The following is a 12,889-nucleotide window of genomic DNA, read 5'->3' as shown; positions in this document are numbered from 1 at the left end:
CGACGAAAATTGGAAAATTGTGAAGGGCAGATTCCGCCCTCCGGGAGACCATCTTTCAACAATTATTGGGACGCTTCCGAGCGCTCTAGCGATGCCTGCAGAACACCCACGAGCGATTTGTTTTGCCCCGAGCAGATCTCTAATGTCGCCCAAATTTTTTCGAACAAACATTGCCCGCCTTCACTCTTGCTGCCCTTGGTCACCTCGCGATCAATCACCAAGAAACGAACCGCTTATTCGGTGAGACTGCTAGCCAACTCCCGGTCGGCAGGCACCAGAAACTTAAGATAGCTCTCGCCGTCGCTGGCAAAACGCCTCGAACAGTCACGGGCTTTCCTGTCATCGGGAACGCGGAACCTCGCTCGCACGAGCACCTCCATCGCCGCATCTCCCAACTCGCCACCGAAGCGCCCACCCAACGCGTCACGTCGATCAACAACGCCGAACGCTCGAGAATCGACTCGACCAGCCAAGCATTCGCCCCGTCGAGTCATTTCGCGTCGCTCTCAGCGCCCACGATCCGGACATCGATTTCCCGTGCTTACGGAAAACAAGCCTATCCAAAAAAATTAAGTCAAAGAACACCCCTTATAAAACGGCGAACAATTACCATTACCCAAAGCAGACGCGAGAACTCCCCTTGGAAAACAGTATGTTCGCGATGCTTTATCCATACGCCGCACTTTCAATGTCATCCAAACTCTCGCACACATCCGTCGGATGAACCGCAGCACTAAGGCCTTGAAACCCGATCACGCAGCAATGTGTACATCCGGACCCTTCGAGGCGATAGAATTCGGCTCGTGTAATTTTGGCTTATGCCAATCGCATGGGCACTCATTTCCGAGAGCCTGCCCGGGTCCGTTGCGACCTCGGTAAGGATGTCTGCTAGACGCTCGTAGTCTCCGGTTGCAAATGACTCACTGTCTCTAGTCAAGTCGGGAATTCCTCCGACATCGGAACCGATCGCACCGAGGCCGCGTGCCATTCCTTCAAGCATCGAACGAGGCAGTCCTTCCTGTGCAGATGGAACAACAGTCACATGGCAAGCATCGATCTTTTCCAACAATAGCCTCGGGTCGGCGATGTACCCATGGAAGACTACGTCCTCAGTGATTCCTAGGTAAGCAACTTTCTTCCTGATCTGCGACTGGGTTGGCCCGTCTCCCACCAAGTGCAGTGTAAAAGGTATCGAGCGTTGCTTGAGAACGCTGCACGCATTAATGAGGTCGACGTGTCGTTTATACCCCAAGAAACTGGAGAGGCATAACATGGCAATTGGGCGAGGCGAATTTTTGTAAGTTCTTGGCGACAAAATGAAATCGCCAGGGAGCCGAATCGAACTGTACTCCTCTGTCGCAGCGTCTGCATGGGCTGGATAACGACGTTCAAGAACGCGACGGCTAACATAGGACGCCATGTCGAGACCCTTTACAAACCGTTGAAATCGATAGAAATACCAGAGCGCGAACAATTTGTAGATTGGATTAGAACCGTAGTTTGAAATCGAATCCCAAGGATCCCCAACAACCTCTCCCAAGAATGGTTTCCCGACACGTCGTGCAGCGTACATCCCAGCTTCGCCTAAGCTCGAAGGAACACGAGCAACCACGGCGTCAGCGATTGCCAATGACTCTTCTAACGTTTTCCTTGATTGCTGGTTAATACCCATCATCCACTTCCAGCCGTGGACATTTGGAATCCCAATAAAACGAATACGGTCAGAGGTTACCTGCGGGCGGCCCGCAGGTGGCCTGTCGACTATTTCCTCGCGAGCGCAGATGACCACGGAGTCAAACACCTTCAAGTAGTCCTCGAAGAATTCTTTTCCGAATACGCGAAGGCCATAAACATCGTCCCCACAACGTGCGTAGACACTATCGGCAAGGTATAACAAGACCATTCTCAGGGAGCCTCTACTGTATTAATTGTGTGTCGACGGCCGACACGCGAGAGCCGGAGGATTGTAGATTGCGCCAAGGGATTGCTTAGGAGCCGTTCGGAAATAACTTCGGGATTTCATGCTGGTAGAACATAGTTGAATTGACCGAGAGTTTCATCACGTTCTGTCGGTTCGTTTTGACGAAATTCCGCTTCCGCTTTGATGCCGGTTTGATAGGTTTTGCGAGCTAATTCGCAAATGACTCTGAGTCCGGTTCGCGTGCTGACTTTGGAGAACAGCAACTGCATCCAGGAAAGTGACTCGAGCAAGCGACCGCTGATGGCTTGTGTCAGATGACAGAACAGGCGGTGATCAATCGGATTGTATTTGCTGCAGTACGGCGGGAGGTGAGCGACTCGGATTGGAATGCCCAGCAGCTGGGCCACTCGATGAAGTCGTTCTCGATACAGTGGAACTCGGTATCCGTTGCTGCCACCACAATCAGCCAGTACTAAAATCCCCCCGACCCCTGAGTAGCGTGACTGTCCCATTCGATACCAGTAACGACGAACTGCGTCCGCAGCCAGCTCGCCCGTACCTGCTTCAGTATCCTTCGTTCGTTGACGTCACTTCGCTCTTGCTCGCTGGCATGCAGCGACTTTTTTATGCGTATGTCGCTGACGATGTAGTTCCATCCAGATCGTCTTCAGGCAGCAGTATACTCGCAATTTCGAACGAAGCTGCTCAAGCGTGAGACTGGAATCCTTGCACACAAGCTGATCGAGCCGCTTGCACTGTTTTTCGCTCAACAGGCGTTTTCGCCCCACTTTGTGAGTCTGGGGCTCAAGCGTTCCCAGGTCACGCCATTGATACTTCAGCTTTTGCACCATCTTGTGACTGACCGAAAACCGGGCAGCGATTTTCGGCATACTCTCATTGCCTTCTAGAACAGCAGCCAAGATCCGTTCTCGCAAACCCATACTCAACGCTCTCATCTGTGCACCTCCTTGAGCCAGAAGTACGCAGTTTATCGCCGAGGTTTGAATCGACCTATATCAAAAAGGAAAATGCTCTAACAACACGCACTTCTACGATTATTGTCGAGCCTGCCATCGAAGCCGCTTTATCACTTGGAACCGGCCCTAAGCCTTCAGGACTTTGGCCTGGCGAACCTCCTCAGGCAGCGACGCTGTCGCGTTGCGTGTGTCGACAATGCACTTCGACCAACTCACCAGCTCTTCAATGTTGAGGCACGCGTGCCACGTCGAGATAAGCGCCAAGTCGTAGGATGTGATCGTCTTCTTGTCCCAAGATACGCTAGGGGTACCCGCCAAGTGAGCGTGCCCTCTGGTCATACCAATCATCGGGACATACGGGTCGTAGTAATTGACCTCCGCGCCTTGCTTAGCGAGGCGATCTATCAGTTCGTAGGAAGGCGACTCGCGATCATCGTCCACATTGGGCTTGTAGGCTAAACCAATGAGCAAAACCTTGCTGCCGTTGACTGACTTCTTTTGACGATTGAGCGCCTCGGCACAGCGATAAACCACATGAGCAGGCATGGCTCGGTTGACCTCGCCGGCAAGTTCGATAAAACGGGTGTGAACGCCGAATTCGCGTGCTTTCCAGGTGAGATAGAAAGGGTCGATCGGGATGCAGTGGCCGCCTAGCCCGGGGCCGGGGTAGAATGCTTTGAAGCCAAAAGGTTTGGTGCTGGCGGCGGCGATAACTTCCCAAATATCGATGCCCATTTGGTCGGCAACAAGCTTGAGTTCGTTAACAAGGCCGATGTTGACGCTGCGGTAGATGTTCTCGAGCAACTTGGTCAGCTCAGCGACCTTGGTGCTACTCACGGGGACAACTTGATCGAATACGCTGCCGTAAAGTGCCTTACCCGCTCCTAGACAGGCAGGCGTGTGACCACCGACGACCTTTGGGATGTTGGTGGCAGCGAACTCGGGGTTACCGGGGTCTTCACGTTCGGGCGAGTAGACGACGAAAATGTCTTTGCCAACCTCGAAACCTGCGGCTTCGATTCGCGAGACGAGTTCTTCCTCAGTCGTTCCCGGATACGTGGTGCTTTCGAGACTAATCGTTTGGCCGGCACGCAAGTGGGGCAGAATCGCCTCGATCGTGCTGACGACGTAGGAGAGGTCAGGCTCAAAATGCTCGTCCAGTGGCGTTGGAACGCAGAGGATGATCGCATCGACATCCTTGAGTTGCTTGAACTCCGTGGTCGCCTTGAGGTTGCCGGCTTTGACTTGCGCGGCAATCGAATCCGCGGCAATGTGCTTGATATAGCTTCTGCCGGCATTGATTGCATCTGATTTTACTGCGTCGATGTCAAAACCGAGTGTCTCGAAACCGCCGCCGGCGTACGCCAGCGTCAGCGGAAGCCCGACATACCCGAGCCCCACGACACCGATTGTCGCTGATCGCGTATTGACCTTCGAAATGAATTCGGACGAATGGGATGTCTGATCAGAATTCACGAGTGCAGCCATGGTGACGAGTCAAAGTTGAGGGGCGTTGCTGGACACAGGCCTGCGTTGGTTTCTTGGCAACGCAGGCGTGCGTAGGGTTGCCGGCCGTTCTCACGTAATGCGAAAGACCGAGGGTAAAGGGCGAGTTTGAGCAAATGCTCCGCCCGGTGACGATCTCTGTGCACGCAAAATTAGCGCGGACTTTGTCCCTTTGGGTGACACGTTCCAGGCTTTCAATTCCGCTGGGGTGGCACCTACGTCGAGGGTAGGAATGGGCGAAATGGCTTGCGTTTGAGGGCAAGTTAAAAGATTCCGCCTAGATGGTCAAAGCATCGTTCGCGGAGGGCGATTTTGCAATGACAGAGGCGGAGAGATTGGGGGGGTTATTTGATCTTCATCGGATAAGTTGCGCAATCTGCGTAATTGGAGGAGCTAGAAGCTAGTGGCTAGTGGGAAATCCGGTCGGCGGAGCGATCGGGCGACGGTGGGGACCTGCCAGCCGCACGAGCGAGGGAAGGCGATGGACGCCTGCGAATTGAGTTTTGACGCGATTATAGCCCTCTCCTCGCTACGCTCGACTCTCCCTGGGGGAGAATGGGGAAGAGACGCGAGCTGCGAGAAACGAGCGGTGAAGTTTTTGGGGGATCCGATCGGCGGAGCGATCGGGCGACGATGGTGGGGACCTGCCGGCCAGTAAAGCAGGGGGCGGTGCGGCCGCCTGAGCGTTGTGTTTTTGTGTGCCCGGGGCCCTCTCCTCGCTTCGCTCGACTCTCCACGAAGAGAAGAGTAGGCAGGGACGAGCGGTGAGATTGAGGGGAGCCGATCGACGGAGCGATCGGGCGACTATTGAGGGAGAAGGATGGATGAGATATGGCACTCGACGCCCCCCAAACCGCAGAATTTCTCGAATCTCGAATCTCGAATCTCGAATCTCGAATCTCGAATCTCGCTACTCGCTACTCGCTACTCGCTACTCGCTCCAAATATTCCCCGTAATCGTTGCGATAGGCTGCGGCTAGCGAGAGGAGCTGATTTCGGTCGATGAAGCCTTGGCTGTAGGCGATTTCTTCGAGACACGCGATTTTGAGGCCTTGCCGCTTTTCAACCGCCGCGACAAAGTTGCACGCGTCCAGCAGACTGTCCTTCGTCCCGGTGTCAAGCCAGGCAAATCCGCGGCTGAACAGTTCGACATGCAGATCGCCACGATCCATGTACGCTCGATTGACGTCAGTAATCTCAAGCTCACCGCGCGCCGATGGTTTCAGGCCTGCCGCGATGCTCAAAACGTCATTGTCGTAGAAATACAGGCCGGGTACGGCGTAATTGGATCTGGGTCGCTTGGGTTTCTCTTCGATACTGATCGCCTTGCCGGTCTTATCGAACTCCACCACCCCGTACGCGCTGGGGTCGGTGACCCGGTAGCCGAACACCGTCGCCCCAGAGGTTCGATCCGCGGCACTGATGAGAATCTTGCGGAATCCTTGCCCGTAGAAAATGTTATCGCCCAATACCAACGCGACTCGATCATCGCCCACAAAATCGGCACCGATAATGAAGGCTTGTGCAAGCCCCTCCGGTTTTGCTTGTTCGGCGAAGCTGAAAATTAGCCCCAGTTCACTGCCGTCACCAAAAAGACGCTCAAACGCGGGGAGATCGTGGGGGGTTGAGATGATCAAAATGTCTTTGATCCCCGCCAGCATCAACGTGCTGAGGGGGTAGTTGATCATCGGTTTGTCATAAACCGGAACCAACTGCTTGCTGACCGCACGCGTGATGGGATGCAGCCGGGTGCCGGAGCCGCCAGCGAGGATGATGCCCTTCGGCGGAGAGAGAGAGAAGCTAGACACTAGAAGTTAAATTTGCGGATTTCGGTGTTTACGGATTAGTGACGCCATCATCGCTGATAGCTCTTTTAACTCTGTGACCCATGCTCGGCCAATGGCTTTGTCGATATACCCGGCCTCGATTCCGATATAGATCTGTGTGATCAGTTCGCCCGCGGACCCTTTGGCAATGGTTAGAAACCTTGCAATCTCAGCGGGGCTTTCCCGCTCGAAACCTTCGGCAATGTTCGATGGAATTGAAAGCCCACTGCGTGTGATTTGATCTCGGAACCCCCAGTCCTTTAGATCGCGAAACATTTGATAGAGAGTCGCTGACAAACGTGCCGAACGCTTCCAAATATCAAGATCTTCAAACGACATCTTCTCGCTTCTCGCTCCTAGCCTCTCGCTTCTCAGTTCGCCAGCCTTGAAGGCTGCGAACGATCGCGTCTTCGACATTTCGCATCGGGATGCCGGTGGCGAGGAGCTTGCTGTTGTCCATCACACAATTGGATCGTGGTGTTTTGGCGGCGATTTGCATGAACTCCGCTTCATCGGCGAAGAAGTTGAATTGTTTTTCGGGGGACAGGTGTTTCTGAATCAGCTCGGTGATCCGCTTGGTCGTGACGCTGCCGGTGTTGGTGACGTTGTAGGTCCCAAATGGAACTCGCTTGATCCAGCAATCGAGACATGCGGACACGAATTCGTCTAAATGCGCAATCGAGTTTTCGGCTTGGAGGAGTCGATCGTAGCGGAGTATTTTTGAGAGGTAGTTGCGGGCGGTGTCTTCGCGATTGAATGGAATTCTGAGTCGCCAGACGTAGGTGCTTTCGCTGTCAGCCAGAATTTCTTCCCCTAATGCTTTGCATCCTGAGTACCAGCTGCAGTTATCGGTGCGGAAACAAAAATTGGGGGTGTCATTTTCCGTAAATCCTAGGCCGTCTTCACGTCGTCCGGTGTAGATGCAGCCCGAGGAAACATGCCCCCACGGGGTCCCGATCGCCTCACACGCTTCGCGGATCGTTCCTGGTAGCACTGCGTTGCCGTGGAGGCACTCGGATTTATGGATTTCGCATGCATCGACGTTGGGTTTGCCGGTGTAGCCGGCAGCGTTAACAAGAAAATCCGCCTTCGAGTCGCGGATCAAATCGATCAGCGGATCGAGGCGGGTGTAGTCCGAATCACGCCGGGAAATGCCACGGAAGGTGATGTCGCGACGTTGGAACTCGCGAGAGAACGCGCTGCCGACGTATCCGGTATGGCCGAGTAGAAGGATCAAGTTTTATTGGGGGAGAGATACGAGATAGGAGATGCGAGATACTAATGGCTAATGGCTAATGGCTAATCCGATCGGCGGAGCGATCGGGCGACTGTATTGAGCGATTGGGCGACGGAGGGGAAGTTCTCAGCTGCGAGATGTTCTAAGGATACAAAAAAGCGGACTGGGTTTCGTGTGGTTGGTGGTATTGGCCGGTTGCAGACGTTTTGACGCTCGTCTCTCGTCTCTCGTCTCTCGTCTCTCGTTTCTCGTTTCTCGTTTCTCACTACTTTTTCCCCAACCGATCGAGTTGGTAGTCGCCGGAAAGGATGTTTTGCCACCAGGATTCGTTGTCTAGGTACCACTGGACCGTTTTGCGGAATCCGCTTTCGAAATTTTCTTGCGGTTCCCAGCCTAGTTCCCGTTTTATTTTGCTGGCGTCGATCGCGTAGCGGAGATCGTGGCCGGGGCGGTCGGTGACGAAGGTGATGAGGGAGGAGTAGCCCTCCCCTCGCTTCGCTCGTCCCTCCCGACGGGAGGGTGATGAATTGGGAACTGGCTTTTTTTTGATCCGCTCGTTCTCGCTGCTCGAGGCTCGAGGCTCGAGACTTTGTAAAACCCTCCCCTCGCTTCGCTCGCCCCTCCCAGAGGGAGGGTAAAGTTTTTCCTCGTTGCTAGTCACTCGTGACTCGCCGCTCTCTGCCCTTGGGCAGAGTTCATCCATTAGACTGCAGAGCGTTTGGACGAGTTCGAGGTTGGTGCGTTCGTTGTTGCCGCCAATGTTGTAGGTTTCGCCGAGAGTGCCTCGCTCGACGACGTCGAGGAGGGCGCGGCAGTGGTCTTCGACGTAGAGCCAGTCGCGGATGTTCTCACCTTTCCCGTACACCGGAATCGGTTCGCCCCGCAGGCATTTGAGGACGACCACGGGGATCAACTTTTCCGGGAATTGATACGGGCCGTAGTTGTTGCTGCAGTTGGTGACCAAGACGGGCAGGCCGTAGGTGTCATTCCATGCCCGGGCGAGGTGGTCCGACGAAGCTTTGCTGGCCGAGTACGGCGAGTGCGGGTCGTAGGGCGTGGTTTCAGTGAAGAGCCCGGACTCGCCGAGGCTGCCATAGACTTCATCGGTAGACACGTGCAGGAATCGAAACTTAGCGGCGTTTTCGGCGGATAAGCTGCGGTAGTGTTTGAGGCTTGATTTCAGCAGATTAAACGTGCCGATGACATTGGTCTGGATAAACTGGCCAGGACCGTCGATCGAACGATCCACGTGGCTCTCGGCCGCAAGATGCATGACGGCGTCGGGTTCGTAACCGCTGATGGCTGAGTCGACCACCTCCGCATCAGTGATGTCGACTTGGGCGAATCGGTAGTTCGGGTTGTCTTCGATGTCACTGAGGGACGTGAGGTTCCCCGCGTAAGTGAGTGCGTCGAGGTTGAGCACCTCGTGACCACGCGAGAGAGCGAGTCGGACGAGGTTGCTGCCGATGAAACCGGCGCCACCGGTGATGAGAAGTTTCATGCGAGCTGGGAGTTGGGTGTTGGGATTGTCGCCGAACTGCTCCGTCAGTTCGTAATTCTTGGAGTCCAATCGGCGGAGCGATCGGGCGACGGTGTGGGCGACTGTGGGTTAATGCTAGGAGGTGGCTTTTTGGGCTAGTTCTTGCTGGGCTAGGACGAGGTCGTGTTGGACCATGAGTTCGGCGAGCTCTTTGCAACTGGTCTTGGGTTCCCAGCCCAATTTCTCTTTGGCTTTGGAACTGTCGCCCAATAACAAGTCTACTTCGGCGGGACGGAAATATCGCGGGTCGATTTCGACATAGTCGTTCCAGTCGAGGTCGAGCGAGCCGAACGAGTAATCGAGGAACGTGCGAATGGTTTGCGTCTCTCCGGTGGCGAGGACGAAATCGTCGGGCTCGTCGTGTTGAAGCATCCGCCACATGCCTTCGACATAGTCTTTGGCATAACCCCAGTCGCGTTTGGCGTCGAGGTTGCCGAGATAGAGTTTTTTCTGCAACCCGAGCTTGATGCGCGTGGCGGCGCGGGTGATTTTTCGCGTAACGAAAGTTTCACCCCGGCGGGGTGATTCATGGTTGAACAGGATCCCATTGCTAGCGAACAAACCATACGATTTGCGATAGTTCACAGTTTGGTGAAACGCGTAAACCTTGGCACACGCGTACGGGCTCTGGGGACTAAACGGGGTGGTCTCGCGTTGCGGCGTTTCGACGACTTCGCCGTACATTTCGCTGCTGCTGGCTTGATAAACCCGGGTCGGTTTGGATTTATTGAGCTGCCGGGCGGCTTCGAGCACGTTGAGAGCGCCGATTCCAACGGTCTGGACGGTGTAAGCGGGGGCGTCAAAGGAGACACGGACGTGTGATTGCGCGCCGAGGTTGTAGATCTCGTCTGGCTGGACATCGAGCACGAGGTTGGTCAGGTTTTGCCCATCGGTGAGGTCGCCATAATGCAGGAGCAATCTCGTGCCGGCTTCGTGCGGGTCGCGATAGATATGGTCGATGCGGTCGGTATTGAACGTGCTCGATCGGCGGACGATCCCGTGAACCGTGTAGCCTTTCTCAAGCAAAAGTTCGGCGAGGTATGATCCATCTTGGCCAGTGATTCCGGTGATCAGGGCTGATTTCGATGACGATGTGTTGGGCGTTGACGACATAAGAAAAGTTATTAAGCGGAGACGGGATTAACGGCCGAAAATGAAATCGCCGAGGGGCATGGTGTCAGGGACGCGACGATCAACAGTGTGTGATCGTAGCCAGGTGTTCCGTACGGTCCAAGCATACCTAAATCGGACACCACGCGATGACTTGGTCGGTTGGTCTGGTTGTGCTGATGATTCCAAATACGAGCGTTAGCTCAATGCCATCTACTTTGGTAGCCTTGCGGCGTAAGACGCTCGGTTGAAGGGAGTAAGATGTTCGGAATTCACCGGGCGGCTCGCGCCGCTCCGCTATGAGAACCATTCGGTTAGTGCGAAAGCAGATGGCATGGGGCGTTATCTCGAGCAGGTTTCGTAGTGGTTTTGGAAATCGGCGTAGGTTTTTTCCAGGCCTTCGTCGAGATCGACGGTCGGGTGCCAGCCGGTCGCTTTGATCAACGTGATGTCGGTGCGTTTGACGGGTGTGCCGTCGGGTTTGGAGGTATCTTGATGGATTTCGCCTTCAAAGCCGACTACCTCAGCGATTTTGGTGGCCAAGTCGGCGATTCGGAGGTCGGTTCCGGTGCCGACGTTGACCCAATGTGGCGGATTCGACAGCGTGATCAGGTGCATGATGGCGGCGGCGAGATCGTCGACGTAGAGAAATTCGCGTCTCGGATTGCCCGATCCCCAAACCGAAACGGAATCGGCACCGCTCTGTTTGGCTTCGTGGATCCGCCGGATCAAACCGGGGATCACGTGTGAATTCTCGGGATGGTAATTGTCGCCGGGGCCGTAGAGGTTGGTCGGCATCGCCGAATGAAACATGACGCCGTACTGCTCGCGGTAATACTGGCAGAGTTTGAGCCCCATGATTTTTGCGAGCGCGTAGGCTTCGTTGGTTTGCTCCAATGGGCTAGACAGGAGGCTGCTTTCGGGGATCGGCTGCGGAGCGTTGCGGGGATAGATGCAGGTACTGCCTAAAAACAAAAACCGTTTCGTTGCGTGCCGGTAAGCGGAGTGGATGCAATTCATCGCCATCGCGGTGTTTTGATAGCCAAATTCGGCCGGGTAGGTCGCGTTGGCATGAATCCCCCCGACTTTGGCGGCTGCAAAGAGCACGCAGTCGGGTTTTTCGGTCGCGAAGAAATCTTCCACTGCGGCTTGATCACACAGATCGAGTTGGTCGCGGGTACGGGTCAACACTTCGGGTTGAGGACCATTCAGTGCGGAGAGTTGACGCAGCAGTGCGCTACCGACCATACCCCGGTGCCCGGCGACGAAGATTTTTTGGTAATTCATGGGAGTTAGGAATTGGGAGTTGGGAGTTTTTTTACCACGAAAAGTGCGAAAGACACGAAGATTGGACTGTGAAATTGCGTGATTCCGACTCCTTGACCTCCCAGACTCCTTCATTCCTCGTTGCTCGATCGGCGGAGCGATCGGCCACGTGGGGTGGGTTAGGAATTGATGGGTGCGGGTTTTTCGTTGAGGAGTTTGAGGTCGTGATCGACCATTCGCTGTGCAAGTTTCTCGCAACTTTCCGCTGGCGTCCAGCCGAGTTTCTCGATGGCTCTCGAGGGATCACCACAGAGGTCGGCAACGTCGTTGGGACGGATGAATTTGGGGTCCGTGACAACGTAGTCACGCCAGTTGAGTCCGACGTGATTGAATGAAAACTCAAGAAAATCCTGGATGCTGTGGGTGCGACCGGTGGCGATCACGTAGTCGTCAGGAGTGTCTTGTTGGAGCATCATCCACATGGCGACAACGTAACTCTGTGCATCGCCCCAGTCGCGACGGGCGTCCAACGCACCGAGACGCAGTTCGGACTGTTGCCCCAATGAAATGGCTGCGGCGGCGCGGGTGATCTTACGTGTGACGAATGATTCACCTCGGCGTGGGGATTCGTGGTTGTAACAGATCGCGTTGCAAGCGAAGCAGTCGAACGATTGACGATAGACCTGGACCATCTGCGTCGCGAAGGCTTTCGCCACACCGTAAGGTGTGACGGGACGCATCGGGGTGAGTTCGTTCTGTGGTGAGACATCCGGCCGACCAAAAATCTCACTACTGCTGATGTGCGCCAGACGCGGACGCTTGTCGAGATCCCGGATCATTTCGAGCAAACGCAGCGTGCCCATGGCGGTGAACTGGCACGTCGATTCGGGAATTTCAAAACTAACGCCCACGTGACTTTGACCGGCCAAGTGGTAGATCTCATCGGGCTCCGTTTTGAGCAGGATACGCCGAATTGTTGTGGCGTCATCGAGGTCAGCGTAGTGCAGGAACAACGAATGATCGTAGATGCTTTTGTCACGAAACAGCGAATCCAACCGCGAACGGACCGTGTTACTGGTCCGGCGCACGAGTCCGTGAACCACGTATCCCTTCGACAGCAAAAGTTCGGTCAGATACGAGCCATCCTGACCGGTTATTCCGGTGATGAGAGCGGTTTTGGGCTGAGAGGGCATGTAGTTGGGAGTTGGGAGTTGGGAGTTGGGAGTTGGGAGTTGAACAGGGCGTTCACCCTCCCCTTGGGAGGGTCGCGAGGAACGAGCGGGGAGGGTTGGGTGTCAGTTCTTTGCGGTTAGGCTGTGAATTTATTCGCCAGCGGCGAATCAACGTGGCCGTATGCTCCGCAAGCGGAGATTAAAGGTGCGCTCGTTCGCGGGAGCGAACGGCCACGTGGATAAATTCACAGCCTAGGTGAGTAGTACGGAGCCCTCCCCGGCCGCTTTCGCGTCCGACCCTCCCAGAGGGAGGGTGATTGTATTACTGAAGGAT

General features: G+C 55.0%; 11 protein-coding genes and 1 pseudogene. All 12 read right to left on the bottom strand.

All coding sequences use genetic code 11. The features are described from left to right. Window positions 1-233 precede the first annotated feature (233 nt). The gene (locus tag NB063_RS25535) at window positions 234-494 is read right to left on the bottom strand and encodes a hypothetical protein (protein WP_250931867.1); all 261 of its coding nucleotides are present in this window, start codon (window positions 492-494) and stop codon (window positions 234-236) included. Between the two features lie 239 nt (window positions 495-733). Then, window positions 734-1,897 (bottom strand): glycosyltransferase family 4 protein, encoded by a 1,164-nt coding sequence (locus NB063_RS25530; protein WP_250931866.1) that lies wholly within the window; start codon window positions 1,895-1,897, stop codon window positions 734-736. A 122-nt stretch (window positions 1,898-2,019) separates the two neighbouring features. Then, window positions 2,020-2,475: pseudogene (locus NB063_RS25525) on the bottom strand (ISAzo13-like element transposase-related protein); the annotation flags it as partial. A gap of 33 nt (window positions 2,476-2,508) precedes the next feature. After that, window positions 2,509-2,877 carry a COG3415 family protein gene (locus NB063_RS25520; RefSeq protein WP_250931864.1) on the bottom strand — a complete coding sequence of 123 codons (369 nt, stop codon included), beginning with the start codon at window positions 2,875-2,877 and terminating at the stop codon, window positions 2,509-2,511. Window positions 2,878-3,024: 147 nt separating this feature from the next. Next, window positions 3,025-4,386, bottom strand: a complete 1,362-nt coding sequence (locus NB063_RS25515) for a nucleotide sugar dehydrogenase (RefSeq protein ID WP_261367593.1) — start codon at window positions 4,384-4,386, stop codon at window positions 3,025-3,027. Window positions 4,387-5,321: 935 nt separating this feature from the next. Beyond that, window positions 5,322-6,212 (bottom strand): glucose-1-phosphate thymidylyltransferase RfbA, encoded by an 891-nt coding sequence (gene rfbA / locus NB063_RS25510; RefSeq protein WP_250931863.1) that lies wholly within the window; start codon window positions 6,210-6,212, stop codon window positions 5,322-5,324. 6 nt (window positions 6,213-6,218) lie between these two features. Next, complete coding sequence (locus NB063_RS25505; RefSeq protein ID WP_250931862.1) at window positions 6,219-6,569, bottom strand: four helix bundle protein; 351 nt, start codon at window positions 6,567-6,569, stop codon at window positions 6,219-6,221. Next, window positions 6,559-7,467: a sugar nucleotide-binding protein gene (locus tag NB063_RS25500; RefSeq protein WP_250931861.1), complete on the bottom strand. Its 909-nt coding sequence runs from the start codon at window positions 7,465-7,467 to the stop codon at window positions 6,559-6,561. The genes NB063_RS25505 and NB063_RS25500 overlap by 11 nt, the downstream gene beginning before the upstream one ends. A gap of 265 nt (window positions 7,468-7,732) precedes the next feature. After that, window positions 7,733-8,968 (bottom strand): dTDP-glucose 4,6-dehydratase, encoded by a 1,236-nt coding sequence (rfbB, locus tag NB063_RS25495; RefSeq protein WP_250931860.1) that lies wholly within the window; start codon window positions 8,966-8,968, stop codon window positions 7,733-7,735. Window positions 8,969-9,082: 114 nt separating this feature from the next. Continuing rightward, complete coding sequence (gmd, locus tag NB063_RS25490; protein ID WP_250931859.1) at window positions 9,083-10,120, bottom strand: GDP-mannose 4,6-dehydratase; 1,038 nt, start codon at window positions 10,118-10,120, stop codon at window positions 9,083-9,085. Between the two features lie 339 nt (window positions 10,121-10,459). Further along, window positions 10,460-11,404, bottom strand: a complete 945-nt coding sequence (locus NB063_RS25485; RefSeq protein WP_250931858.1) for a GDP-L-fucose synthase family protein — start codon at window positions 11,402-11,404, stop codon at window positions 10,460-10,462. 158 nt (window positions 11,405-11,562) lie between these two features. After that, window positions 11,563-12,576: a GDP-mannose 4,6-dehydratase gene (locus NB063_RS25480; protein WP_250931857.1), complete on the bottom strand. Its 1,014-nt coding sequence runs from the start codon at window positions 12,574-12,576 to the stop codon at window positions 11,563-11,565. Between the last annotated feature and the right edge of the window lie 313 nt (window positions 12,577-12,889).

Source organism: Aporhodopirellula aestuarii (assembly GCF_023701485.1).
Classification (GTDB): domain Bacteria; phylum Planctomycetota; class Planctomycetia; order Pirellulales; family Pirellulaceae; genus Rhodopirellula; species Rhodopirellula aestuarii.
This window is presented reverse-complemented; position numbering and strand designations above follow the sequence as displayed.

Coding starts and splice junctions, on each gene's coding strand:
- NB063_RS25480 (WP_250931857.1), bottom strand. CDS start 12,576: ATGCCCTCTCAGCCCAAAACCGCTCTCATCACCGGAATAACCGGTCAG.
- gmd (WP_250931859.1), bottom strand. CDS start 10,120: ATGTCGTCAACGCCCAACACATCGTCATCGAAATCAGCCCTGATCACC.
- NB063_RS25535 (WP_250931867.1), bottom strand. CDS start 494: ATGACTCGACGGGGCGAATGCTTGGCTGGTCGAGTCGATTCTCGAGCG.
- rfbB (WP_250931860.1), bottom strand. CDS start 8,968: ATGAAACTTCTCATCACCGGTGGCGCCGGTTTCATCGGCAGCAACCTC.
- NB063_RS25520 (WP_250931864.1), bottom strand. CDS start 2,877: ATGAGAGCGTTGAGTATGGGTTTGCGAGAACGGATCTTGGCTGCTGTT.
- NB063_RS25515 (WP_261367593.1), bottom strand. CDS start 4,386: ATGGCTGCACTCGTGAATTCTGATCAGACATCCCATTCGTCCGAATTC.
- NB063_RS25485 (WP_250931858.1), bottom strand. CDS start 11,404: ATGAATTACCAAAAAATCTTCGTCGCCGGGCACCGGGGTATGGTCGGT.
- NB063_RS25505 (WP_250931862.1), bottom strand. CDS start 6,569: ATGTCGTTTGAAGATCTTGATATTTGGAAGCGTTCGGCACGTTTGTCA.